Raw genomic sequence first — 24025 nt, forward strand, 5'->3', positions numbered from 1 at the left:
ACCTTCCATATCGTTGCGCCAGTCACCCTGCAGCTCGCACGCCACCGAGAACCAGTTCAACAGGTGGGCACCCGCCGCCGACATCCGCGCCCACGCCGCCTGCTGCACGGTGGTGTTGAATGTGCCCGACGAGTCAGTCACCACAAACACTTCGTACCCTTCAGCAATGGCCGACAAGGTCGGGAACGCCACGCATACATCCGTCACCACACCCGCGATGATCAGTTGCTTGCGACCGGTCGCCTTGATCGCTTTGACGAAGTCTTCGTTGTCCCACGCATTGATCTGCCCCGGACGCTGAATGAACGGCGCATCCGGAAACTGCTCGCGCAGTTCAGGCACGATCGGGCCGTTCGGGCCGGCGTCGAAACTGGTGGTGAGGATGGTTGGCAGTTTGAAGAACTTGGCAATGTCGCCCAGCGCCAGCACGTTGTTCTTGAATTCGTTCGGGGTGAAATCCTGTACCAGCGAGATCAGGCCGGTCTGGTGATCGACCAACAATACAACCGCATCATCTTTGTTCAGACGTGTGTAAGGAACGCTCATGGGAAAACTCCTGATGGACGGATGGATGAAGCGTGAAGCGCCGACCGGTCGGCCGGCGCTTTGGGGGAGAATCAGAAAGCGAAGCAGGAGCAGCCGAACGCGCCCCAGAACCCGGCGAAGTCGCTGACCGGCGCGTTCGACATCCGCGCCTTTTCATGGCTGTGGGTGTGTACGGCGCAAGGGCCGCTGCACTGGTGAACCTGCGCCTGCAACGGCGAGTTCGGCCGCCAGTGGCCCGGGACTTTGACCACCGGCGACCAGTCCGGCAGCACCGGAATCGAGCGCGGCCCGAGGTCTTCAAAGTCACCAGCGGCGTAAACAATCTTGCCGCCAACCACGGTCAGTACCGATTCGATCCACTTGATCGCTTCTTCCTCGACATGGAAAAAGTCCGCGCTCAGCGCTGCCAGATCCGCCAGTTGCCCGACCTTGATCTGGCCTTTCTTGCCCTGCTCCGAGGAGAACCAGGCGCTGCCGTGGGTGAACAGTTCCAGCGCGGTGGTGCGCGGCAGACCTTCTTCGTACAGCGCCAGCCCGCCGACGGTGCGGCCGCTGACCATCCAGTACAGCGACGTCCACGGGTTGTAGCTGGAAACCCGCGTCGCATCGGTACCCGCGCCAACCGGCACACCTTCGGCAAGCATGCGTTTGATCGGTGGGGTCGCTTCGGCGGCTTGCTTGCCATAACGGTCGACGAAATATTCGCCCTGAAACGCCATGCGATCCTGAATCGCAATGCCGCCGCCCAGCGCTTTCACCCGCTCGATGTTCTGCGGGGTGATGGTTTCCGCGTGGTCGAAGAACCATGGCAAACCGTTGAAAGGAATGTCGCGATTGACCTTCTCGAACACGTCGAGCATGCGGCTGATCGATTCGTTGTACGTCGCGTGCAAACGGAACGGCCAGCGCTGTTCAACCAGGTGGCGCACCACCGGTTCCAACTCTTCTTCCATGGTCTGCGGCAGATCCGGCCGCGGCTCGAGGAAGTCTTCGAAGTCCGCTGCGGAGAACACCAGCATTTCGCCGGCGCCGTTGTGGCGCAGGTAGTCGTCGCCCTGATGCAACTTGACGCTGCCAGTCCAGTTCTGGAAATCGCTCAGTTCTTCTTTCGGTTTCTGGGTGAACAGGTTGTAGGCGATGCGCACGGTCAACTGGTCGTCTTTGGCCAGTTGCTCGATGACTTGATAATCGTCCGGGTAGTTCTGGAAACCGCCGCCAGCATCGATCGCGCTGGTCAGGCCGAGGCGATTGAGTTCGCGCATGAACTGGCGGGTCGAATTGACCTGATACTCCAGTGGCAGCTTCGGCCCTTTGGCCAGCGTCGAGTAGAGAATCATCGCGTTCGGCCGCGCGACCAGCATGCCGGTCGGGTTGCCATTGCTGTCGCGAACGATCTCGCCACCCGGTGGGTTCGGCGTGTCGCGGGTGTAACCGGCGACACGCAGCGCGGCGCGGTTGAGCAGCGCGCGGTCATACAAATGCAGGATGAACACCGGGGTGTCCGGCGCGGCCTGGTTGATTTCTTCGAGGGTCGGCATGCGTTTTTCGGCGAACTGGAATTCGTTCCAGCCACCGACCACGCGCACCCATTGCGGGGTCGGCGTGCGGTCAGCCTGATCCTTGAGCATGCGCAGCGCATCGGCCAGCGACGGCACGCCTTCCCAGCGCAGTTCGAGGTTGTAGTTCAAACCGCCACGGATCAGGTGCAAGTGCGAGTCGTTGAGTCCGGGGATCACGCAGCGGCCGTGCATATCGACCACTTGCGTGTTCGGCCCGCGCAGGGCCATGGCCTGGTTGTCGTTGCCGACGACCACGAAACGGCCATCGGTAATCGCCACGGCACTGGCCAGCGGTTTGGTGCGGTCTACGGTATGAAATTGGCCATTGAACAGAATCAGATCGGCGCTCATCGCAGTTCCTCAAGCAAAGTAAAAAGAAGCAAACCCCGCGCGCTCAGCGTGGCGAGGTTTCTTGGGAATCGAGGTGTTCATGGGCCTGACTGGCTTCGAGCCACGGCGCGAACAAGCGCGTGACGCGCGGCATGAACACGTACACCACCGACACGACGATGGTCAGAGTGATCAGGAACGTGGCGACCACGTAGTTGGAAAGCAGCGGATGCAATCTGAGCAGCGGCCCCCAGATCAGCGGCACCAGCAAGGTGTGCGGCAGAATCACCAGCAGCGTGATCACTGCTTGTTTCCAGCGCGGCGGTGGCGAAGCGGCTTCGGCCAGCGGCGAGAACCAGAACTCGTTGACCGGCGCGACTTCGGTCTGGTCGCCATCGGCAAGCATCGGCGCAGCTTCATCGACCAGCGCCTGACGCTGCGGCGATTCCAGCCACGATTGCATCGCGTCGGTGGAGCAAAAGCGCAGCACGCAGGTGTAGAAGTCGAGACCGGCACGTTTCCCGCGCACCACATCAACCCCCAAGTGCCCTTCCCGCTGGCCCGCGACCCGCACGATATTGCGCAGCCAGGCTTCATACGCCGCCTCAAACCCGGCCTTGACCCGGTGCTTGACGATCAGCGTCACGGTCTCATCAGACCCCGGTGCTTTTGGACTCAGGACTTCAGGCATAACGCAGCACTCCGGGCAAACGGACATTGAGCGCCAGCCGTCCCGGCCCGGCGATAAACACAGTGGCAAACAGGATCAACAGCAACCAGCCGAACTGCCCCTCGGCCACACTCCATTGCGGATGCACGACCAACAACGCCACCAGCAGAACAAAGAGAATAGGCACGCAGGCCAATCGCGCCAGTACCCCGGCGACGATCAGTAGCGGGCAGACGACTTCGGCGAAGATCGCCAGCATCAGGGTGAGGTGCGAACCGAGGTGGAACGGATCTTCGATCAGCTGCAATTGCGCGCTGAAATCCAGCAGCTTGGGCAAGCCGTGTACCCACAGCAAAAACAACCCGCCGCTGACCCGCAGAAACAGCAAACCGACGTCGCGCGCCCGTTCATCGCGTTGCAAAGCGTTCATGACCCCATCCTGGAAACTTCATCGACCTGAATAATGCCGATGCCGGGAAGGGAAAAATTGAACGGGTGTGCTCAGTTCACCAGCGTGCCGAGATATTCAGCACACCACAAAACCCTGTGGGAGCGGGCTTGCTCGCGAAGGCGTCGGGCCAGTCGAAAAATACTTGATCGTTCCCACGCTCTGCGTGGGAATGCAGCCCGGGACGCTCCGCGTCCCTTCCAGGGCCGAACGCGGAGCGTCCGTTGAGGCATTCCCACGCAGAGCGTGGGAACGATCATGTTCAGGCAGGTGGATTGAGGTTATCCAGCACCCGATTCACCGCGAGCTCGCCGAGCATGATCAACTGCGCAATTCCCAACAACGCCCGGCGCTGCGCTGCGGGCAAAAGGTGGGCGACGTCTTGGGCAATGGTTTTGGCCGAGGCGCGGGTTTCGCTGGCGTCGGTCAGTAGATCTTCGTTTTTGGTGTCGGCGGTGACGGCGTACATCCCACGGGTTTTACGTGGAGGCGGCGTAGAGCCGGGTGGGCAAAGGTAATGGTCGAGAGCGCGGTCGGCGGCTTGGTGGAGTTTTCTGGAATCGATGGATGCGTAGGGGGATGTGGGGTCGATGTCTGGTGGGTTGGGGGTGACTTTGAACATGGTGAATCTCCTTTTTAGCGCAGGGATCACCACGTCCAGTCGCTAAACAGGATGGGTGGCGACCGTATGCAGGTTAGCGAACCGGAAAAAAGGCAACCCGGTAGACCCGGAGGTCTCCCGCATACAGCCGCCATAGCGAGGTGCAGACGATAGCCCGCAACGAAGCATGGAGCGTTGATGCACTTTTTTGATCCGAGTCGCTAAACCCGATCGCTGAATATTTCAGCGACCGCCAAACGATAGAGACCGGGCCACAAGCGCACAAGCCGGCGGATTCTGTCTTAGCTGTAGGCAAAGGCGCAAGGTTGTGTAGCCTGAAAGAGTGTCTGCTGGTGTTGCTTAAACAGCGGTGTTTAAAACACCCACAACGCCGGGCTCACACCCAACAAATGTAGGAGTGAGCCTGCTCGCGATAGCGGTGTTTCAGTCAATACAGGTATCGGCAGAACTGACGCTATCGCGAGCAGGCTCACTCCTACAGGGGGATTTTTGTTGTTTGTGAGATCGGCGGAAGGAGTCAGACCGTTGGGATATCCAGCGGCGCCGCCATGAACTGACTGATCCGCGACCGCAACCACTTCTCCGCCGGATCGTTGTCATGCACCCCGCTCCACGCCATCGACAACTGCGCCGCATCAATCGGAAACGGCGGGTCTTCGGCACGCAACGCACAGCCTTCAACCAATGCACACGCCGCATAATCGGGCACGGTGGCGATCATTTCTGTACCCGCCAGCAACGCGCGCAAACCACTGAACTGTGGCACGCCGAGCACGACGCGGCGGCTGCGGCCGAGTTTGGCCAGGTCGAGGTCGATGTTGCCGCTCAAGTCGCCGGAGAACGAGACCATCGCGTGCGGGCGTGCGCAGTATTCGTCGAGCGTCAGCGGGCCTGGGCGGTCGTCGCCGCGCAGGACTTTGCAGGGGATGTCGCGGAGTTTTTTGCGTTTGGCGTTGGCCGGCAGATCGGTGGTGTAACTGACGCCGACGGAGATTTCGCCGGACGCCAGCAGCGCCGGCATCAGCAGGTAGTTGGCGCGGCGCACCACGACGACGATGCCCGGTGCCTCTTCCTGAAGCTGACGCAACAACGGCGGGAACAGGCCAAATTCCGCGTCGTCCGACAAGCCGATCCGAAACACATCGCAGCTGCTTGCTGGCTCGAATTCCTTGGCGCGGCTGACGGCGCCGGAGATCACGTCCATGGCCGGTTGCAGCTCTTTGAGAATATCGAGCGCGCGCGCCGTCGGCTCCATGGCGCGACCGTTGCGCAGCAGCAACGGATCATCGAACAGATCGCGCAAACGGCCTAACGCGGCGCTGACGGCGGGTTGGCCCATGAACAGTTTTTCGGCCACGCGGGTCAGGTTCTTTTCGAACATCAGTGCTTCGAATATCACCAGCAAGTTCATGTCGACGCGGCGCAGATCGTTACGGTTCATGGGCTCGATTTCCTTGTATGGCCAGCCAGACGCAAGTGCTACGCACTTTACTCGATCAACAGCCCTTGCAGCGCGGGTCTGTTAGGCGAATTAACAACGATTAACTCGTCAGCCGTCAGCCCGCGCACAACAATCGATGGCCTGCGCAGCGTTGTTTTTTGACCTGAGGGAAAGCGCCGAGTGTGCGTTCCCCACCGACACGGATCCTGGCCATGGCTCATTCTCTGCAAACCGTCGCCCTCGCCCCTGCCTGCGAACCCGTCGTGCCACGCACCGGTGGCCTCAGCCCGCAACGGGTGCGGCGGGTCAAGCAACTGATCCTCGACCGTCTCGGCGAAAGTCTGGAAGTCACCGAACTGGCGCAGGCGTGCTCGCTGTCGCGCAGTCATTTTTCGCGGGCGTTCAAGTGCAGCACCGGCGTGTCGCCACAAGACTGGATACGCAGCCAACGCCTCGCCCGCGCCAAACTGTTGATCCAGCACACCGACCTGAGCCTGACGCAAATCAGCCTGGAATGCGGTTTCTGCGATCAGGCGCATTTCTGCCATATTTTTACTCGCAGCGAAGGGATCAACCCGTTCGCCTGGCGCTGCCAGGTCATGCGTGAACCAAGAAGTCCTCGCCCACTGTCATGAAGTTTTGAACCCACCACTCACACCAGCCGTTGCACCGATGCTCAAACCTGAGGATTATGCCCGGACACCGCGAAACAGACGCCCTGCGCGCCCGCCCAGTGCTGTTTCGACCTGTCCGCTGCAGCACCGCAGGAGTGAGTGGTTGAGTCTTCCGTCAAATCAGGCCATCGGTTTCGGCCCTTATCGGATTTACCCGGCACAACGGCTGGTGCTTGAGGGTGAGCAACCGTTGCGTCTGGGTCGCCGGGCCATGGACATTCTCCTGATTTTGCTGGCGCACGCCGGCGAAGTGGTGAGCAAGCAGGCGTTGATGGCCGGAGTGTGGCCGGACAGCGTTGTCGAAGACATCAATTTGCGCGTGCACATGGCCGCCTTGCGCAAAGCACTCGGCGATGGTCAGGCCGGTCAGCGCTACATCGTCACCGTGGCGCAGCGGGGTTACAGCTTTGTCGCACCGATTCTGCAACAGAACATCGATCAACAACCCGCTGGCACGCACGTTGGGCGACATAACCTGCCGCTGCGGCGCACGCGGATGATCGGCCGCCAAATGCTGGTCGACAGCCTGATGACGCAATTGCCGCGTCAGCGCTGCATCACCTTGGTCGGCCCCGGCGGAATCGGCAAAACCACGGTTGCCCTGCGCGTTGCCGAGCAATTGATCGGGCATTATCGCGATGGCATTCGCTTGCTCGATCTGGCACCGCTGAGTGATCCGCGAATGATCTACTCGCACCTGGCCGCCCTCCTCGACACGTTGCTCAACGATCACGATCCGCAGACCAGTCTGATCAACGCCCTGCGCGATCGGCAAATGCTGCTGGTGATCGACAATTGCGAGCACTTGATCGACGCCGTCGCCCTGCTCAGCGAGAGCATTTTGCGCGGCGCGCCGCAGGTGCACATTCTGGCGACCAGTCGCGAAAGCCTGCGTGCCGAGGGCGAGTATGTGCAGCGGCTGGAATCCCTCGACTGCCCGCCGGACATCGTCCTCGACCGCACGCAGGCGCTGAGTTTTGCCGCGCTGCAACTGTTCGTCGAACGGGCCATGGCCGCTTGCGAAAACTTTGAAATCAGCGACGCCGAACTGCCGCTGGCGATTGAAATCTGCCGACGCCTCGACGGTATTCCGCTGGCGCTGGAGTTGGCGGCCGCGCAAATCGGCGAATTGGGATTGAGCGGTTTGTCGAAGCAGTTGCAGGGGCGTTTGCCGCCCGTGGCGCCGGACAATCAGGATCGTCACATCACACTGCGGGCCACGCTGGACTGGAGTTTCAATTTGCTCACCGCTTGTGAGCAAACCTGCTTGCGCCGGCTGGGGGTGTTTCGCGGCGGCTTCACGCTAGAGTCCGCTGCGGCAGTCATTGGTGGCCAGCACCTCACGCCCGGTGAGGTATTTGGCTCGATCACGCAATTGGTCGCCAAATCACTGCTGAACGTTGAAGTCGGCGATGAAGAGGTGTTCTACCGTTTGCTCGACACCACCCGCCGTTATGCCCTGGAAAAACTCTATATGTCGGGCGAGCTTGGACAGACCCGCAAGCGCCACGCGGAGCGCTGTCTGGCGCTGATGCATCAGGCGCAGAGCGCTTGGGAACACACGCCGACCACGCTGTGGATCGAGCGCTATGCGCGAGGTCTGGAAGATTTGCGCGCGGCGCTGGACTGGAGCCTGAACGGTGACGGCCCGGATGAGCTGGCGATTCGATTGGCCGCCGCTTCCGCGCCGTTATGGCAGGAACTGTCGCTGCTCAAGGAATACGGCGGTTACGTGCGTCAGGCGCTGGCTTTGCTCGAGGATGCCGAGAGGCCGTGTCCGCGTCTGCAAATTGCCTTGAATCTCGCACTCGGCAGCGCCTGTTATCACACTTGGGGCGGCACCCCGGAAACCATTGAGGCTTTCGCCAGTGCCACTGCGCTGGCCCATCAGCATGGCGATGTCGCCGGGCAACTGCGGGCGGTGTCGGGGCACATGGCGGTCAATCTCAGTTGTGGGCATTACCAAATGGCTCTTGAGCAGAGCGAACAATTCGATCGCCTCGGCCTGCACGGTGATCCGCTTTTGACATTGAGTACTCACCGTTTGCGCGTGCTGGCGCTGCACTACGCCGGCGACCAGACGCAGGCGCGCATCCACGCCGAACAAGTGATTCAGCGCATGGCGCAGAGCGGTCACCTCAATCGCTTTACCCACGGTTTCGGCGTGCAATACGACCAGAGCGTCGCTTCGCTGACCGTACTCGCCCGCGTGTTGTGGTTGCAGGGTTTTCCCGAACAGGCGTGGAATACGGCGCGGCAGGCGCTGGACATCGCGGTGCAGATCAATCATGGCACCTCGATTTGCTACACCCTGGCGCTGTCCACCTGTCTGATCGCGCATTACAACGGTGATGAGCAGAACGCGCGGGCCTTGCTGCGTCTGCTGCTGGAGCAGTCGCAGAAGCATTCGGTGCTGCTGTTTCATACGTGGGGGCGGCATTACGCGCAGGTGATTGATGCTGAGACGGCGACGGTTGTGCGGGCGGAGGGTGGCGGGTTGATCCGGGAAATCATGGTGACGCTGGACAGTGGTTTTGTGGAAGATGCGTTGCTGGAGCGGGCGCGCAGTGGTGCGGCGGGTTGGAGCACGGCGGAGATATTGCGGGCTCGGGCGGAGCAGCTTTTGGCTGAAGATTTGGGCTGTGAGGAAGGAAGCCTTCGCGAGCAGGCTCGCTCCCACAGAGATTTATGCCCGACGCAATGCCAATGTGGGAGCGAGCCTGCTCGCGAAGGCGCCAGATCAAACATCACAAAATCCCAAGAAGCAGAACACCTCCTGCTCCAGGCCCTGTCCATCGCCCAATCCCAAGGCGCACTGGCCTGGGAGCTACGCAGCGCCACGTCACTGGCCCGGCTCTGGCAGCAACAATCGCGCTACCTCGAGGCCCTTGATCTGCTGACCCCGATCTACCAACGTTTCACCGAAGGCTACGCCACCCCGGACTTGCGCAAAGTGCGCCAGCTACTCGACAAGTTGCGCAATCAAACGCAAGCCTGAAACCCGGGATGACCGCCGCAGAAAATGTAGATGGCGATGTTCAAAATCACCGCTGATGAGTTTTGCCCGCGCGTACAACCGAGTGGTGTTGAGCATTCGATAGTGCAACGCCCCCTCCCCGCGCTTTACCGTCAGTAACGACTTCTGCACCAGTTGATCAACGATCAACTGCCCGTGTGCCTCGGCGAGTACCGCCAGCGCCGCCTCAAGCGTAAAAGCCACTTTGAACACCGACAAACGTTGCAGCACCCGCTGCTGTTGTTCGCTCAAGCGCTGATAGCTCCAGTCCAGCGCGGCTTGCAGGGTCTGATGCCTTGGCTCAGCAGTGCGTCGCCCCTGAAGTTGCAGACAATTACTCAATTGCGCCTGCAACCCCACCAGCGCCAGCGCATCGATTTGCGCTGCCGCCAGTTCTATCGCCAACGGCAAACCGTCGAGGCGTCGACAGATATCGCGCACGACTTCCAGATCCTGCAGCCGCAGGCAAAACCCCTGCTGACGTGCGCGGGCGCGGCTGACAAACAGCTGCACCGCCGAATAACCCATGGTTTCTTCGACGCTGTCCAGCGCGCTCGACGGGGGAAGGCTCAGAGGTGGCAGGTGCTGCACGGTTTCCAGATCGGCTTGCAGCGCTTCGCGGCTGGTCACGAGGATCGACAAACGCGGCGCCGCATTCAGCAGTTTCTCCACCACAGACTTGCAGGCGTCGCGCAGATGCTCGCAGTTGTCGAGCAGCAACAGCGTATGACGACTGGCCAACGTGGCGAGATCGGTATTTAGCGTTTGCAAAACCTGATCAAACAGCGCCGTGCCATCGTCGACAAGCGCCAGATCCACACGCCACACGCCATCGCGAAAGTGCTGCAGCAACAACTCGGCCGCGCGCAAAGCCACCGTGGACTTCCCGACCCCGGCCGGGCCCGTCACGCTCATCAACCGGCACAGTGGCAGTTGCCGCACCATCGAACCGACTAACGAATCGCGGCCGGTCACCGGCGTCAGGCGTGCCGGCAGATTGTGCTGGGGCGCTTGCAGGGTTTCGAACACCACTTGCGCGGTATTGTCGCCCTGCACCGGGGCGACGAAGCTGTAGCCGCATTGCGGCACGTTGACGATGTAGCGCTGGCCATTTTCACCGTCACCCAGCGCTCGGCGCAGCGCGGCAATGTGCACGCGCAAATTGATCTCTTCGACCACCGACGTCGGCCAGACCAGCGCAATCAAGTGCTCCTTCTTGACCACTCGACCGGCGCGCTCGACCAGCACTTGCAGAATGTCCAGCGCACGCCCGCCCATGCGCAATTGCCGATCCCCTTCCAGGATCAGCCGCTGGCGCAAGTGGAACGCGTAAGGGCCAAAATGCAGCACTGACGCCGAGGTCAAATCGATGGGGCTGTTCATGCCATCATCTTGGCAGCCTCAAGTGACGGTACAACTGCCACGCGGGGCGCAACACGGACTTCCGGGTGCGCGAAACGGACAGAACCGCTCTAGCTGAACTGTTCGCGGTACTGCGCAGGGGTCAGACCGAGCTTTTCTGCAAACAGAAAACGCATATGGCGGACGCTGCCGAAACCACTTTTGTAAGCCACGGTTTTCAGCGGCAAGTCGCTGGTTTCCAGCAAATTACGGGCGCAATCGATACGCGCACTTTGCAGAAACTCCATCGGCGTCATGTCGACGTCACGGCTGAACAGGCGCGCGAAATGCCGCGCACTCATGTTCGCCAGTCCTGCCATGCGCTCGATGGTGAAAGCCTCGTCGAGGTGTTCAAGGACGTAATTCTGCACGCGGGTAATCGGCGTTTCCTGCGGCGCAACCGCTGCCATCAATGGGCTGAACTGCGCTTGACCACCTTGGCGTTTCATGACGACCAGCAACACTTTGGCGACATTCTGCGCGAGCGTCTTGCCGTGGTCTTGAGCGACTACGGCCAACGCCAGATCGATGCCCGCGGTGACCCCGCCCGAAGTGATCAAGTTGCGATCCTCGACGAAAATCTGATCGGTCTCGACATCTGCCTTGGGAAATCCCTTGATCAGACGTTCGGTGTAATTCCAGTGGGTGGTGACGCGATAGCCATCGAGCAACCCGGCGTGTCCCAGCACAAATGCGCCGGTACAGATTGACCCGTAACGCTCGGCCCGACTGACCGCACCCTTCAACCAATTGAACAACGGCGGAGACTTGTCGTTGTAGGCACCGGGGCCGCCCGGCACCAACAGCAAGTCGTAGTACTCGTCTGTCTGCTCAATATGGCGGTCGGCGTGTACCAACACGCCATTTGAAGCGCGCAGGGGGCCGGGCTCGGTACCCAGAGTGGTCAATTGGTAATGTGCTTCAGCCTTCAAAAAGCGGTTGGCGACCGAAAAAACTTCCAGCGGCCCGGCCATGTCCAGCAGAAGAAAGTCGGGGAACAGCACCATTGCCACGGTTTTCATGGAAGATTTCACTGAGTTCAAAGAAAGAAAGACGCACCGGATACGCGAGGCATTATGGCCAACTGCAGCGCAGACGTCGGAAAAAATGCGTGAACCACCGCGCAAAACTGTCAACCTGATCAGGACAGTCTTTCAATTTCCATCTACTTATTGCACTCGGCAATTACCAGTAACCTTCTCCTCACTCGGACGAATTAACGTCCCGTAAGGAGATTTCATCATGCTGACTCTTCGCAAAGCCTCCGATCGTGGCCTCGCCAATCATGGCTGGTTGAAGTCGTTCCACACCTTTTCCTTCGCCAGCTACCGCGACCCGCGTGAACAGGGTTTCTCTGACCTGCTGGTGATCAACGATGACCGCGTTGCTGCCGGTAAGGGTTTCGGCCAACACCCGCACCGCGACATGGAGATTTTTTCCTACGTGCTGGAAGGCGCGCTGGAACACAAAGACACTTTGGGCACCGGTTCGGTCATCCGCCCCGGCGATGTGCAACTGATGAGCGCCGGCAGCGGCGTGGCGCACAGCGAGTTCAACCACTCGGCGACCAAGCCTGTGCACTTCCTGCAAATCTGGATCGTGCCGGAAGTCAGTGGTGCCAAACCGCGTTATCAGCAGGAGCACTTCAGCGCCGAGAAAAAACGCGGTCGCCTGCAATTGATCATCTCGCCGGACGGCAAAGATGGATCGCTGAAAGTGCGCCAGGATGCGCGAGTGTATGCCGGCCTGTTCGATGGCAAGGAAAGCGCCACACTGAAACTGGCCGCTGACCGTTATGCTTACGTGCATGTGGCACGAGGCAGCGTTGAACTAAATGGCGTGCAATTGCAGGAAGGCGATGGCGTGCGGGTTCGTGAGGAACAGGCACTGACCTTGAGCAATGGCGTAGACGCCGAGGTGCTGGTGTTTGACTTGCGGCCGCAGGAATTGCCGCAGATGCCATAAGCAGTATTTCAACGCCAACAGAAACGGCCTTCTTTTGAAGGCCGTTTTTTATTGGGGCGGTACCGGTATTTGCAACGAGCCCGGCTTTTGCACGCTGATGTCTTTGCCCAGTTGAATTGCTGCGAGCGTAGTCTGCAGGGTAGTCAGCACGGCGGTTTGATTGGCGAAGTGCGCGGCCACGACGATGGTGATCACTCCGAAAAAATGTACGGCAGTCGCTGCCCAGTAATTAGCCTTCACAGTCGATGCCTGTTTGATGGCTTCTTTCGACTCTTCGGCGATTTTTTGCACTCCGGCCCACATCAAATCATAGCGTTTATCGCGCTCTGCTTGAGTCTTGTCCCGCTCCAATCGAATATTGTCCCGCTCGGCCTGGGCCGAAAGAAAGGCATCGAATCTCGCCGACACGCCCTCAAGCCGAGCATCCATTCTGGCTTCGATGGTTTCTATCTTTGCATTGAATTCTTCGCGACTGATTGCACTCATGGTTTGGGTATTCCGACCTTGTCTCGACAGGTCACTGATTAAGTTTTGGCTGAATTCCGTAGTTTTCAATTCGACACCTTCCTGGCTCTACCGACACCGTCCCTGGTACTCCACATCAGTGCGAGCCTTTGGCCTCTCACCGAGCTGTCGTAACGATAGAACCCGCCCAGTCGGCTGACAAGCCAGCCGATTCTGCCTGTTTTGTAGGCCGTTTCGTCAGAAGACGTAGCCCTTGCATCTAGTCATTCTCAGCTGCAAACACACTGACAATCTGCTCGATCACCGCCCTCACCCGCGCGGTATGGCGCAGATCCGCGTGGGTCACCAGCCACACGTCATACGGTAACGGCCGAGTGCGTTCGGGCCAGAGTCTGACCAATCCATCGCGCTCGCCCATGTACACGGGAATTTCTCCTACACCGAGACCGGCCGCCATTGCCCGACGCACCAACAGGCTGGAGCCGAGGCCGGCAACAATCCGCCCGCGCGTCATCGGTTCAGAGACCAGCATCAGGTCTTTGTTGCCCTGCAAATACGGCTGATAGACCACCAGATCATGCCCCTCGAACGCCGAGCCCGGTTGCGGAATGCCCTTGGCATCGACGTACGCTTGCGAAGCGAACAGACCCACCGGCCATCGGGCAATCCGCCGGGCGATCAGATCCGGATTGTCCGGCCGCGTGTTGCGCACGGCGATGTCCGCCTCGCGCTTGGCCAGGCTGAGAATTTGCGTGGACGCGTCCAGTTGCACGCGTACGTCCGGGTGCAGCTCGTGCAGGCGGGCAATGGCCGGAATCAGAAAATCGATGGCCAGCGAATCGGTGGTGCTGACGCGCACATTGCCGGTCAGGCGATCGTCGAGCCCCTGAATCTGTCGCTCAAGCTCCAGCGCCGAATGTTCCATTTTCTCCACGTTCTTCAGCGCGGCCTCACCCACCGCCGTCAACGCGTAACCGTCGGAGGTGCGCAGGAACAACGTCGCACTCAGGGACTTTTCCAGCGCAGTGATGCGTCGCCCTACTGTCGCTTGATCAACTCCCAGCACCCGCGCTGCGCCGCGTAACGTCGACTCGCGACAAACCGCGAGAAACACCCGCGCATCATCCCAATTCATGCTGTCTCCTGATGATGCAGATCCGCATCAGTGCGCCGCTTAATCGCTGCGCGAATGCAGCAACGATAGCCGATATCCTCAGCGCCATATACCTTCCTCGAGATCGCTCTCATGCGTACTTCATCATCAACCGGCCTCTGGCTGCCGATCTTCGCCGGACTCTGCGCCAGCCTGGTCAGCATCGGGCTGGCGCGGTTTGCTTACACACCGCTGATTCCTGCGCTGATTCAAGCGCAATGGTTTTCTGCCAACGACGTCGTGTACCTCGGCGCCGCCAACCTTGTCGGCTATTTGATCGGTGCCCTGCTCGGCCGTCCTGTGGCGCGGCAACTTGGCAACAAAAATGCGCTGCGCCTGATGATGTTCGCGGTGACTGCGGCATTTTTCGCCTGTGCCTATCCGCTGTCAGTGAGCTGGTTTTTCGGCTGGCGACTGCTGTCGGGGATTGCCGGTGGCGCGATCATGGTGCTGGTGGCTGCGACCGTGCTGCCGCATGTGCCGGCCGCGCGCAAAGGGCTGGCCAGTGGCGCGATTTTTCTGGGGATCGGTTTGGGCATCGCCGGCTCGGGGACGATTGTGCCGCCGCTGTTGAGTTTGGGTCTGCAGGCGACTTGGCTGGGACTGGGCGCTTTGTCGCTGGTACTGACGGCGTTGAGCTGGTTCGGCTGGCCTGCGGATCTGCCGCAGCCGACCGCTTCACATGATGTGGCGGCGACTCAAACGACTCCGCCCGGCGTTTATCTGCTGTTCGCTCAATACGCCTTCATGGCGGCGGGTCTGGTGCCGGCGATGGTTTTTCTGGTGGATTACGTGGCGCGCGGACTCGGTGCCGGGGCGCATGTCGGCGCGTTGGTGTGGGTGATGTATGGCGTGGGCGCGATTGTCGGGCCGGTGAGTTATGGCTTTCTGGCGGATCGATTCGGCGCACGTAAAAGTATTCGGCTGGTGCTCGTCGTGCAGGCGATCACGCTGGGGCTGCTGGCGGTTTCGCATTCCTTTCTGGCACTGGCGCTGCTCGCGGTGATTCTCGGCTCATTCCCGCCGGGCATTGTGCCGCTGGCCCTGGCTCGTGTGCATGAACTGGTGCCGAATCATCATCGCCAGCAAATCGCCTGGAGCCGCGCCACGGTGTCGTTTGCCACGTTTCAGGCGCTGGCCGGGTTTGCCTATTCGGCGCTGTTCAATGCCACGGGCGGCCATCACACGCTGCTGTTTGTGATTGCTGCTGGCGCGATTTCGGTGGCGCTCATCCTTGAACTAGCCATGAACCTTTGGACACGCACAATCCAATGTAGGAGTGAGCCTGCTCGCGAACGCGGTGTGTCTGGCAACCCTGCATCGACTGCCCCGACGCCATCGCGAGCAGGCTCACTCCTACAGGGGTGCGGGGATTGACCTGAATTTATTGATCGACGCAGCACTCCCATTTACACAAACCTTTGCTGAGAGGAATCTGCATGTCTTTGCCCACCGAAATGACCCAAATCCAAATCACCGAACCCGGTGGCCCGGAAGTCCTGCAACCCAAACGCGTACCGTTGCCAGTCGCCGCTGAAGACCAAGTACTGATCCGCGTACACGCAGCCGGCGTAAACCGTCCGGATGCCTTGCAACGTGCCGGCAAATACCCGATGAAGCCAGGCATGGATCCGATTCCCGGGCTCGAAGTGGCCGGTGAAGTCGTGGCGCTGGGCACCGGCGTCAGCCAGTTTGCCGTGGGCGACCGGGTTTGCGCGTTGACCAACGGCAGCGGCTACGGCGAGTACTGCGCGGTTCCAGCAGGCCAGACCTTGCCGATTCCCGACGGCATCGACTGGATTCAAGCGGCAGCGATCCCGGAAACCTTCTTCACCGTGTGGGCCAATCTGTTCGTGCTCGGGGCTGCCAGCCGTGGTCAACGTGTGCTGATTCACGGCGGCACCAGCGGCATCGGTACCACCGCGCTGATGCTCTGCCGCGAATTCGGCATCGAAACCTTTGCCACCGCCGGTAGCGCTGACAAATGCGCGGCAATCAGCAAACTCGGCGGCCAGCCGATCAACTATCGCGAAGAGGATTTTGCCGCGGTGATCGCCGAGAAGACCGAGGGCAAAGGCGTGAATGCGATTCTCGACATCATGGGTGGCTCGTACCTCAACGGTAATGTCAGCGCGCTGGCGATGGACGGCCGGCTGGTGATGCTCGGCTTCCTCGGCGGCGCCCGTGCCAATGACTTCGATCTGCTGGCAATGATGGCCAAACGTGCGGTGATCACCGGTTCGCTGCTGCGCGCCCGCACTGCGGCGGAAAAAGCCGAGATCGCCAGCCAACTGCGCAAGCACGTCTGGCCAGCACTGGCTGCCGGGCGCTGCCTGCCGATCATCGACAAGGTCTACCCGCTCGCCGACGCGGCCCAGGCCCACGCGCACATGGAGGCCGGCGACCATATCGGCAAAATCGTGTTGCAGGTGATTTAAGCAGTTGCAGCATTTTGTAATCGTTGCCCACGGGCGCTGGTCGAAATTGTCACGCGCAGACCGAGGGTTCTGGTAAAAAGCGTTCTTTGTCTGCGTGGTGAAACGTTTAATGTTCCAGTCCTTCATGACTCGTCTGCGCCGCCGCCGTCTGGCGTTCGCCTGCATGGCCGCGCTGATTATCGGCGTGCCAACGAGTTGTGCCGTGCTCGAACACACCGAACGCAAACTGCTGTTTCGCATCGAACCGGGCACGGCCGGCTGGTATCACGGCTTGCCCGGCAGCGTGCAGGAACTCGACCTGCAACCAAAGAGCTTCAAGGCCGGGCAAAACATTCACGCGTGGTGGTGGCCGGCGGAAAAAGCCAATGCCCCGGCCATTCTCTATTTGCACGGCGTGCGCTGGAACCTGACTGGGCAGTTGTTCCGCATTGAGCAATTACGTGCGGCGGGTTACTCGGTGCTGGCCATCGACTATCGCGGATTCGGCCAGAGCCACGGTGATCTGCCGTCGGAAAGCAGCGTTTACGAAGATGCCCGCGTCGCCTGGGAGCGCTTCAAATTGCTGCAACCGGATCCGAACAAACGCCTGATTTACGGCCATTCTCTTGGCGGCGCAGTGGCGATCGATCTGGCTGCAGAACTTGGCCAGGACGCCGAGCGTAATCACACACCGCTGCCGGTTCGTGGATTGGTGATTGAATCGACCTTCACCACACTGGCGGACGTCGCCGCGTCTGTGGCCAACACCTCGCTGCCGGTGCGCTGGTTGCTCTCGCAGAAATTCGATTCGATCGACAAGATTGCCGACATTCATATGCCTTTGTTGGTCGTACACGGTTTGGCCGACGCTTTCGTCCCACCGCGTTTCAGTGAGCAACTGTTCAATGCCGCGCAACAACCCAAGCGCCTGTTGTTGGTGCCAGGAGCAACGCACAACAACAGCATGGCGCTCGGCGGTCAAAGTTATCGCAAAGCGCTGGACAGCCTGATGCAATCCAAACCCGCTCCCCGCATGGCCGGGCCTGCTTTGTTAAAAAGCTCGGGCGATTCCTGACCTGGATTCAGACAGTGATAAACCAGACGTTTTTGAGAACGAATCCATCTGGAAAGCTCCGCCCTTCCTGACGTCCAACGCTCTGCTATGTTTTAACCGCCCAACGCGGAACCTGGCGAATAACCGCCGCTCTCCGCGCTACTGCCGGGAGCAGAGACATGAGAATCAACCCGTACCTGATCTTCAACGGCGACTGCCGCGAAGCGTTCACGTTTTACGAACAAGCCTTGCAGGGAAAGCTCGAGGCGATGATGACCTTCGGCGAAACACCCGCCGCCGAGCACGTGCCCAAAGAACATCACCATCTGCTGATTCACACCTGCCTGAAGGTCGGTGATCAGATGATCATGGCCTCGGACACCACGCCCGACCGCCCGACCCAAGGCATGAGTGGCTGCTCGATTTCTTTGAACGTCGACAGCATCGCCGAAGCCGAGCGCGTATTTAACGCATTGGCCAAGGATGGTCGCGTCGATATGCCACTGGAAGCGACCTTCTGGGCCGCGCGTTTTGGCATGCTGGTCGATCGTTTTGGCGTGTCGTGGATGGTCAATTGCGAAAGCGAAAAGTGACACTGACGCCTCGTCAGGCATGAAAAAGCCCAACCGGTTCAGGTTGGGCTTATTGCGTTAACGCTGGGCCAATTCGTGGCGTATGCACTGTTCGTAATAAATTTGCTTGATCGCCGCCGGTTTGAGCTTCGAGCTGCTGTTGTAGGTCTGCTCGGTGATCCCCATCGCGGTCATGCGCATCCACGGTTGCTGGAACTTGCGCACCTGCAATTGCTTTCGCGCGCCATATAAAGACACGCCAGACAGCTTGGATTGCTGCGCCCCGGCGGCCATGTCTGAACCCCAGGTGCAGGCAAACTGATGACTCTTGCTAATCTCTTTCGCCTCGATAGTCGAAGCAAAGGCAGCCAGGGAAAGCGTTGCAACGGTGATGGCAATCGTCCGCATATAGCCAACCTAACCTTTTGAAAAAAGGCGATTTTGACCGGATGTTTCCGATCAGGGGGCCAGCAATTTGCCGCCAATTGAGGATTTTTTCAGACTGGAAATAAGGTCGGCAAGGGTTACCGCTCGTCCAGCGCGATGCACCTTTAACGCCCTCGCCCTTCCAATGCGATACATCCCCAGCGTGGAAGGCTCAGACCATGAACAAGAAAATTGCCACCCTGTCGCTCGCTAGTCTGCTTGTCGCCGGCCCTGTTTACGTCTTGGCGAGCGACCAGAATATGGCCGGCTCCGCAGCCCCGCCGACCGCCATGCCGGGGGTCAATCAGTCGAAAAGCTCGAAGGCCAACGACGAAAAGGCCAGCAAAAAAGGTGAGGAGTCATCAGGTGGGAATGCTGGCGCGCAATCCCATGAGACGGCGAAGGATGCTGCGACGTCGAGTGATTCTGAGGACGTTAAGAAAGAGCCGAGACCGTAATGACAGACACAAAAAAGCCGATTAATTTAATCGGCTTACCTGTCTGATTTTACTCAGGAATTATGGTCGGGACGGAGTGATTCGAACACTCGACCCCTAGCACCCCATCTCCTTTTTCATACTTCTTGAAAGCTTCCAAAATTTTACTCTGGATTTTTCTAAGCTAGTATTTACTTGAGCTCCAGCGGTGTTCTGCGCTACGAGAATCCAGTAACGTCCATCAAGAGCCGACGTTTTTGTGGGGGTAAAAGTAGGGGGAGTCCGTTTCATGGCCAAAATTACCATCAAAGAACTCGAGTCGCTGACTCCCAACGATGCCGGCCGAATCCTCCGTGAGGATGGCAATCTGGCCGGTCGAATCTCAGCCCGCAAGGACGGTGTGTCGGTCAGCTTTTTCTATCGTTATCGCTGGGGCGACCAGAACAAAGAGTACGCCTGCGGAACCTGGCCGCGCAAATCCCTGACGGACATCCGCAAGGCGCGTAACCAGGCCAGGGCGCTCATTGATGAGCAGGTCAATCCCAACGAGCAAAAGAAAACCGCCAAGGCACAGGCATACGCCGCTGCTAACGTAGAGGCCGAACAAGTAAAAACGACGAAGGTGCAAACGCTGACCGTCCAGGATCTGGTCAAGGCCTGGCTGTTGGATGGCGTGGCGCGGAAAGACGGCAATGCCGAGTTGCAACGACGCTTTAACAAGGACCTTTTGCCAGCACTCGGCAAGACCGCGGTGAGCAGCGTCTCCGAACACGATGTTCGGGCGCTGATCCGCGCCGTGGTCAACCGCGGCGCTCACCGGCAAGCCATCAGTTTCTTCGCCGACCTCACTCAGATGTTCAACTGGGCCAGAAAGCGTCAGCCCTGGAGGGCCTTATTGATCGAGGGCGATCCGACTGAGCTGGTCGACATCTCCCCATTGATCCCTGCCAGCTACGAAGCGGAAAGAAGCCGCATCCTTTCCCCGGCTGAGCTGTTGGAACTGCACAACCGCTTCCAGCAAATGACCGCCGATTACGACGCCCTCCCCGCGGGCCAAAAATACGACGGCATTCGACCGCTAAAGAAGGAAACGCAGCTCGCGCTCTGGATTAGCCTGGGCACGTTGTGCCGGATTGGTGAGTTGCTACAAGCCGAATGGAAAAATGTCGATCTGGACCAGCAGACCTGGTTCCTACCCAGTGAAAACGTCAAAGGTACCCGAGGCAAGAAACAAGACCACCATGTCTTCCTCTCGCCCTTCGCCCTGCATTTCTTTCAGGAACTCAAGACCCTGACAGGACATTCACAGTGGTGCTTTCCCAACAAGCAGGATGATGGGCATGTGGACGTGAAAGTGGTGAGCAAGCAGGTGGGCGACCGCCAGGCCCGGTTTAAAAACCGCAAAGCCCTTTCAAGACGGCGCCATGACGATACGCTGGTGCTAGCCGACGGCCAGAACGGTGACTGGACGCCGCATGACCTGCGCCGCACCGGCGCGACCATGATGCAGGCCTTGGGCGTTAGCTTGGATGTTATCGATCGCTGTCAAAACCATGTGCTGGCTGGCTCCCGGGTGAGACGCCACTATCTGCATCACGATTATGCCTAAGAGAAGAAGCTCGCCTGGAACCTGTTGGGCGATCGACTCAGTGCCGTTCTTTCCTCAACCTACGAGCACCCACCGATCGTGTCGATGATGTCTTTTCCAGCGTGTACCGCGACCGGATCCCTACCGCCTTCATAAGTCGGTGTCTTTAGTGCTGAGTCCTTATAGTTTCGTGGAAATCGCCGAGCGTTTTCTTCAGATCGATCCCGGCCTGTTGACGCCAATGCCGAATTGCCCCACGTGGCTATGTGAGACGAACCCACCTCAAAATCAGCATTAATCTGGAAGAGGTAACGGTGCGAGGAATCAGACTGGGTCAGTGAATCTCGGCAACCAGGCCAATTTGGCGTCGGCACCGACAATCTACCCACTGAAAGTCAATCCAAGCGACACACTTTGACGCACCCACTCGGCAACCTAGCGCTATTGGTCACCAGCAGGATAACGCTATGCCAGTCTCTCCGCGTCCGTTCACCCTCGTCTGTGCTTGCTGCTCTTGGAAGGAAACTATCCTGCCTCATAGCCATTTGGCAGCGCTCAGCCAAGACACATGTATGAGTTGCCCCGAGTGCCGCAACCCTTCGCTTGAGCGCCGAGAGGCGAGCCGTCATGAAGTTCTCAGAACCCGCCTCGATGAATTTCTCATCCTCAACAAGTGAAGCTTGAATGTCGCGACACAGATTTTCGCTCCATCGTGGAAAATGAGCAAAAAAGCCTAGGGGAAGCCGACTATGAAAAACCTGTTTGCTGTCATCGGATTGTGTGTGGTGCTGAAGAAAAGCTACGAATTTTACCGGGAGTACAGCGAACTCAAGCGCGACAGGCAACGGCCCCCGTCTTCGGCCTCTTGAGTCAAGGCACCGGGCCACGATCATTCTCAAGTTCCATACGCCGCTGCTGAAAGACTTTGGTCTTATGCAACCCATATATAGATGGCACATAGCTATCCAAGTGAGTAGCATCGACGCCAGCTTGATGTTCGTCAATTGAGATGCAGAACAAGGAAGTCATCATGTCCCAAGCGAAAGACACGCTACTCAGGCTATTCGCATTATTGCGCCTGATCCCCACCGAGCCGCAGCGTATTGCAACACCTACCCTGCTCGAAAAGCTTCGAGAACGGGGCTTTTCCGTGACCCTGCGTTCAATTCAGCGCGACTTGAACCGGTTGTCGATCCCCTTCTCGTTACAGTGCAACGACAGCGAGGTTCCTTTCCGCTGGAGCTTCACCCGTGATGCGCCATTGAAGCTGGAAGACATGGATGCCTCCACGGCATTGGCGCTGTATCTCTCGGAAAGTCATTTGAACAACCTGCTGCCCCAGACTGTTTTGGCCCAGCTAGGTCCACAGTTCAGACGAGCGCGTAATTTCCTTGGTGATCTCGGCCACAACGGATTGGCCGATTGGGCGCGACGGGTTCGAGCGATCCCCAACGGAAAAACCTTACTGCCTGCTGCGATTGCTCCCGAGGTGTGGGCGCAGGTGTCTGCTGCCTTACTGGAGCGAAGGCAACTAGAGGTTTCCTATCGGAGCCGAAGCAAAAGCGAACTCAAGCAGTTTCGCTTGCATCCCGCCGGTTTGGTATCGCGGCATGCCATCAGCTACTTGCTGGCATCCGTGGATGGCTATGACGACCTGCGTCAATTCGCGCTGCATCGTATCCAGCATATGCACGTGCTCGACGAACCCGCGGTGCTGCACGCTGGCTTCGATGTCGACGATTACATCGCGAGTGGCATATTCAGCCATCGCCAGACCGACACCCAGGTGGAGTTGGTTGCGGATGTTCATCCGCAGATTGCCTTCCTCCTCGACGAGACACCACTGAGTCACAGACAGACGCTCAGCGATATTCCTTCCAACACCTGGAAACGCCTGCACGCGTGGGTACCACTGGATCGCGAAACGCTGTGGTGGATCTTCGGCTTGAACGACAACATTCGTGTCCATGCCCCGCAGGTCTGGGTCGAGGAAATCCGTCAACGAGTGAGCGCGATGCTGACGCTCTATCGGGAGGCCTAGTTGACCCGCATTGGACACCATCGTTGCTCATCCGATAACGCTTCAAGGATTACACCTGAGCAATCCCCATGGATAAGCCTCGGGAAATCCTGCCGTTACTTGTTTCTCTGGGTGCCTGGCAGTGAACAACGTGGCGGCATGGCGACCAGCCAACCCATTTCATTAATTCTCAAGGAGTCTTGTCTATGAGCAACACCCCATTCGATCCGTCGAAATTCACGGTACCGAAAGCCAAACCGGTGCCGGTAATTCTGTTGCTCGATATCAGCGGCAGCATGGAGAGCGAAGGAAAAATCCACAGTTTGAATGATGCTGTACGCGATATGCTCAATGTGTTCCAGGACACAGAGAGCGGTGAGACTGAAATCTGGGTTTCGATCATCACTTTCGGTGCACAAGTCGAGCTGCATCAGCCGCTGATCAGTGCTGGCGACATCCGTTGGCAGGACCTTTCAGCGGGTGGGATGACGCCGCTCGGTGTCGCCCTCAAGATGGCGAAAGCGATGATTGAGGATAAGGATGTCGTGCCATCACGCGCCTATCGCCCCACGGTTGTGTTGGTCTCCGATGGGCAGCCGAGCGACGATTGGGAAGGCCCGTTGAATGCGTTCGTCAACGATGGACGCTCCGCAAAATGCGACCGCATGGCGATGGCCATCGGTGCCGGTGCAGACGAGGCTGTACTCGGAAAATTCATTGAAGGTACTGCGAACGGTCTCTTCTACTCCGAGAACGCTAAACAGCTACGGGATTTCTTCAAGTTCGTCACCATGTCGGTGACCATTCGCACAAAGTCACAGACGCCGAATATCCTGCCTGATGCGAGCGTCATTGATATCCAGCCAGCCACGATCGACGCTCGGCAGGAGCATGTGAAATCGGTGACACCGAAATCCTCGGATGAAGATGGAGGATATTGGTAATGGCACAGGCAATCGCAGACCCGGACGAACTCGAGCGCTTTGCGTATTCGTTGCAACAGTTCACTGATTCACTCAACGATGCCGTCAGCAGCCTTAACGGTGCATTCGCTTCGCTCGGTGACACTTGGCAGGACGATAAACGAGCGCAGTTTGAAGAAGAGTACAACGCGCTCCTCCAGCAGCTGCATCAGTTCGATGCCAACGTGACAGAGCAGGTTCCGTACTTGAACGCACTTGCCTCACGCCTGCGCGATTACTTGCAAAGCTAGGGGCGCGG

Annotated in this window: 21 protein-coding genes and 2 pseudogenes; 12 read left to right on the forward strand and 11 right to left on the reverse strand. The window is 59.0% G+C overall.

What is annotated here, in order from left to right; all coding sequences use genetic code 11:
• The 6 genes and pseudogenes from ycaC to ACIP66_RS06195 all read right to left on the reverse strand — a co-directional run.
• Positions 1-546: pseudogene (gene ycaC, locus ACIP66_RS06170) on the reverse strand (isochorismate family cysteine hydrolase YcaC); the annotation flags it as partial.
• A gap of 71 nt (positions 547-617) precedes the next feature.
• A complete protein-coding gene (locus ACIP66_RS06175) occupies positions 618-2456 on the reverse strand; it encodes an amidohydrolase (RefSeq protein WP_282354532.1) in 1839 nt (612 codons plus the stop codon).
• A gap of 43 nt (positions 2457-2499) precedes the next feature.
• Positions 2500-3126, reverse strand: a complete 627-nt coding sequence (locus tag ACIP66_RS06180) for an antibiotic biosynthesis monooxygenase (RefSeq protein WP_053119045.1) — start codon at positions 3124-3126, stop codon at positions 2500-2502.
• Entirely contained in the window at positions 3119-3535 is a 417-nt protein-coding gene (locus ACIP66_RS06185; RefSeq protein WP_159815775.1) for a DoxX family protein, read from the reverse strand. The genes ACIP66_RS06180 and ACIP66_RS06185 overlap by 8 nt, the downstream gene beginning before the upstream one ends.
• A 280-nt stretch (positions 3536-3815) precedes the next feature.
• Positions 3816-4175, reverse strand: a complete 360-nt coding sequence (locus tag ACIP66_RS06190) for a DUF6124 family protein (protein ID WP_400646340.1) — start codon at positions 4173-4175, stop codon at positions 3816-3818.
• Positions 4176-4692: 517 nt separating this feature from the next.
• The gene (locus ACIP66_RS06195) at positions 4693-5616 is read right to left on the reverse strand and encodes a LysR family transcriptional regulator (RefSeq protein WP_212549110.1); all 924 of its coding nucleotides are present in this window, start codon (positions 5614-5616) and stop codon (positions 4693-4695) included.
• A gap of 212 nt (positions 5617-5828) precedes the next feature.
• Here ACIP66_RS06195 and ACIP66_RS06200 point away from each other — a divergent pair, with 212 nt between their 5' ends.
• Positions 5829-6251, forward strand: coding sequence for a helix-turn-helix domain-containing protein (locus ACIP66_RS06200; protein ID WP_400646342.1), 423 nt, complete (start codon positions 5829-5831; stop codon positions 6249-6251).
• A gap of 142 nt (positions 6252-6393) precedes the next feature.
• Positions 6394-9288, forward strand: a complete 2895-nt coding sequence (locus ACIP66_RS06205) for an ATP-binding protein (protein WP_400646345.1) — start codon at positions 6394-6396, stop codon at positions 9286-9288.
• Here ACIP66_RS06205 and ACIP66_RS06210 read toward each other — a convergent pair.
• Both ACIP66_RS06210 and ACIP66_RS06215 read right to left on the reverse strand, forming a co-directional pair.
• Positions 9253-10689: an ATP-binding protein gene (locus ACIP66_RS06210; protein ID WP_400646347.1), complete on the reverse strand. Its 1437-nt coding sequence runs from the start codon at positions 10687-10689 to the stop codon at positions 9253-9255. The genes ACIP66_RS06205 and ACIP66_RS06210 overlap by 36 nt on opposite strands.
• A gap of 89 nt (positions 10690-10778) precedes the next feature.
• Entirely contained in the window at positions 10779-11729 is a 951-nt protein-coding gene (locus tag ACIP66_RS06215) for a GlxA family transcriptional regulator (protein ID WP_400646349.1), read from the reverse strand.
• 220 nt (positions 11730-11949) lie between these two features.
• Between ACIP66_RS06215 and ACIP66_RS06220 the strand changes: the two genes are divergently transcribed.
• A complete protein-coding gene (locus ACIP66_RS06220) occupies positions 11950-12672 on the forward strand; it encodes a pirin family protein (protein ID WP_053119028.1) in 723 nt (240 codons plus the stop codon).
• Positions 12673-12720: 48 nt separating this feature from the next.
• Here ACIP66_RS06220 and ACIP66_RS06225 read toward each other — a convergent pair whose 3' ends face one another.
• Entirely contained in the window at positions 12721-13158 is a 438-nt protein-coding gene (locus tag ACIP66_RS06225) for a hypothetical protein (RefSeq protein ID WP_400646352.1), read from the reverse strand.
• Between the two features lie 238 nt (positions 13159-13396).
• On the reverse strand, positions 13397-14272 hold the full coding sequence (locus tag ACIP66_RS06230) for a LysR family transcriptional regulator (protein WP_400646355.1): 876 nt from the start codon (positions 14270-14272) through the stop codon (positions 13397-13399).
• A 111-nt stretch (positions 14273-14383) separates the two neighbouring features.
• Between ACIP66_RS06230 and ACIP66_RS06235 the strand changes: the two genes are divergently transcribed.
• From ACIP66_RS06235 to ACIP66_RS06250, 4 genes are all read left to right on the forward strand, one after another.
• On the forward strand, positions 14384-15667 hold the full coding sequence (locus ACIP66_RS06235) for a YbfB/YjiJ family MFS transporter (RefSeq protein WP_400646358.1): 1284 nt from the start codon (positions 14384-14386) through the stop codon (positions 15665-15667).
• A gap of 62 nt (positions 15668-15729) precedes the next feature.
• Positions 15730-16728 carry an NAD(P)H-quinone oxidoreductase gene (locus ACIP66_RS06240; protein ID WP_400646361.1) on the forward strand — a complete coding sequence of 333 codons (999 nt, stop codon included), beginning with the start codon at positions 15730-15732 and terminating at the stop codon, positions 16726-16728.
• A 109-nt stretch (positions 16729-16837) separates the two neighbouring features.
• On the forward strand, positions 16838-17782 hold the full coding sequence (locus ACIP66_RS06245; protein WP_159815541.1) for an alpha/beta hydrolase: 945 nt from the start codon (positions 16838-16840) through the stop codon (positions 17780-17782).
• 158 nt (positions 17783-17940) lie between these two features.
• Entirely contained in the window at positions 17941-18354 is a 414-nt protein-coding gene (locus tag ACIP66_RS06250) for a VOC family protein (RefSeq protein ID WP_400646363.1), read from the forward strand.
• 57 nt (positions 18355-18411) lie between these two features.
• Here the strand turns inward: ACIP66_RS06250 and ACIP66_RS06255 are convergent, their stop codons facing one another.
• Positions 18412-18741, reverse strand: a complete 330-nt coding sequence (locus ACIP66_RS06255; protein WP_400646366.1) for a hypothetical protein — start codon at positions 18739-18741, stop codon at positions 18412-18414.
• Positions 18742-18938: 197 nt separating this feature from the next.
• Here ACIP66_RS06255 and ACIP66_RS06260 point away from each other — a divergent pair, with 197 nt between their 5' ends.
• The 5 genes and pseudogenes from ACIP66_RS06260 to ACIP66_RS06280 all read left to right on the forward strand — a co-directional run bounded on the left by ACIP66_RS06260 (position 18939) and on the right by ACIP66_RS06280 (position 24017).
• Positions 18939-19217 (forward strand): hypothetical protein, encoded by a 279-nt coding sequence (locus ACIP66_RS06260; protein ID WP_400646369.1) that lies wholly within the window; start codon positions 18939-18941, stop codon positions 19215-19217.
• Positions 19218-19485: 268 nt separating this feature from the next.
• Positions 19486-20940 (forward strand): annotated as a pseudogene (locus ACIP66_RS06265) (tyrosine-type recombinase/integrase).
• Positions 20941-21814: 874 nt separating this feature from the next.
• Complete coding sequence (locus ACIP66_RS06270) at positions 21815-22825, forward strand: YafY family protein (protein ID WP_048377502.1); 1011 nt, start codon at positions 21815-21817, stop codon at positions 22823-22825.
• Positions 22826-23010: 185 nt separating this feature from the next.
• Complete coding sequence (locus ACIP66_RS06275; protein WP_095057977.1) at positions 23011-23748, forward strand: VWA domain-containing protein; 738 nt, start codon at positions 23011-23013, stop codon at positions 23746-23748.
• Positions 23748-24017 (forward strand): WXG100 family type VII secretion target, encoded by a 270-nt coding sequence (locus tag ACIP66_RS06280; RefSeq protein ID WP_048377498.1) that lies wholly within the window; start codon positions 23748-23750, stop codon positions 24015-24017. Before ACIP66_RS06275 ends, ACIP66_RS06280 begins: the two co-directional genes overlap by 1 nt.
• Positions 24018-24025 lie beyond the last annotated feature (8 nt).

The organism is Pseudomonas sp. NPDC088429, assembly GCF_044753305.1.
Classification (GTDB): Bacteria; Pseudomonadota; Gammaproteobacteria; order Pseudomonadales; family Pseudomonadaceae; genus Aquipseudomonas; species Aquipseudomonas rustica.

Coding starts and splice junctions, on each gene's coding strand:
- ACIP66_RS06175 (WP_282354532.1), bottom strand. CDS start 2,456: ATGAGCGCCGATCTGATTCTGTTCAATGGCCAATTTCATACCGTAGAC.
- ACIP66_RS06180 (WP_053119045.1), bottom strand. CDS start 3,126: ATGCCTGAAGTCCTGAGTCCAAAAGCACCGGGGTCTGATGAGACCGTG.
- ACIP66_RS06185 (WP_159815775.1), bottom strand. CDS start 3,535: ATGAACGCTTTGCAACGCGATGAACGGGCGCGCGACGTCGGTTTGCTG.
- ACIP66_RS06190 (WP_400646340.1), bottom strand. CDS start 4,175: ATGTTCAAAGTCACCCCCAACCCACCAGACATCGACCCCACATCCCCC.
- ACIP66_RS06195 (WP_212549110.1), bottom strand. CDS start 5,616: ATGAACCGTAACGATCTGCGCCGCGTCGACATGAACTTGCTGGTGATA.
- ACIP66_RS06200 (WP_400646342.1), top strand. CDS start 5,829: ATGGCTCATTCTCTGCAAACCGTCGCCCTCGCCCCTGCCTGCGAACCC.
- ACIP66_RS06210 (WP_400646347.1), bottom strand. CDS start 10,689: ATGAACAGCCCCATCGATTTGACCTCGGCGTCAGTGCTGCATTTTGGC.
- ACIP66_RS06215 (WP_400646349.1), bottom strand. CDS start 11,729: ATGAAAACCGTGGCAATGGTGCTGTTCCCCGACTTTCTTCTGCTGGAC.
- ACIP66_RS06220 (WP_053119028.1), top strand. CDS start 11,950: ATGCTGACTCTTCGCAAAGCCTCCGATCGTGGCCTCGCCAATCATGGC.
- ACIP66_RS06225 (WP_400646352.1), bottom strand. CDS start 13,158: ATGAGTGCAATCAGTCGCGAAGAATTCAATGCAAAGATAGAAACCATC.
- ACIP66_RS06230 (WP_400646355.1), bottom strand. CDS start 14,272: ATGAATTGGGATGATGCGCGGGTGTTTCTCGCGGTTTGTCGCGAGTCG.
- ACIP66_RS06235 (WP_400646358.1), top strand. CDS start 14,384: ATGCGTACTTCATCATCAACCGGCCTCTGGCTGCCGATCTTCGCCGGA.
- ACIP66_RS06240 (WP_400646361.1), top strand. CDS start 15,730: ATGTCTTTGCCCACCGAAATGACCCAAATCCAAATCACCGAACCCGGT.
- ACIP66_RS06245 (WP_159815541.1), top strand. CDS start 16,838: ATGTTCCAGTCCTTCATGACTCGTCTGCGCCGCCGCCGTCTGGCGTTC.
- ACIP66_RS06250 (WP_400646363.1), top strand. CDS start 17,941: ATGAGAATCAACCCGTACCTGATCTTCAACGGCGACTGCCGCGAAGCG.
- ACIP66_RS06255 (WP_400646366.1), bottom strand. CDS start 18,741: ATGCGGACGATTGCCATCACCGTTGCAACGCTTTCCCTGGCTGCCTTT.
- ACIP66_RS06260 (WP_400646369.1), top strand. CDS start 18,939: ATGAACAAGAAAATTGCCACCCTGTCGCTCGCTAGTCTGCTTGTCGCC.
- ACIP66_RS06270 (WP_048377502.1), top strand. CDS start 21,815: ATGTCCCAAGCGAAAGACACGCTACTCAGGCTATTCGCATTATTGCGC.
- ACIP66_RS06275 (WP_095057977.1), top strand. CDS start 23,011: ATGAGCAACACCCCATTCGATCCGTCGAAATTCACGGTACCGAAAGCC.
- ACIP66_RS06280 (WP_048377498.1), top strand. CDS start 23,748: ATGGCACAGGCAATCGCAGACCCGGACGAACTCGAGCGCTTTGCGTAT.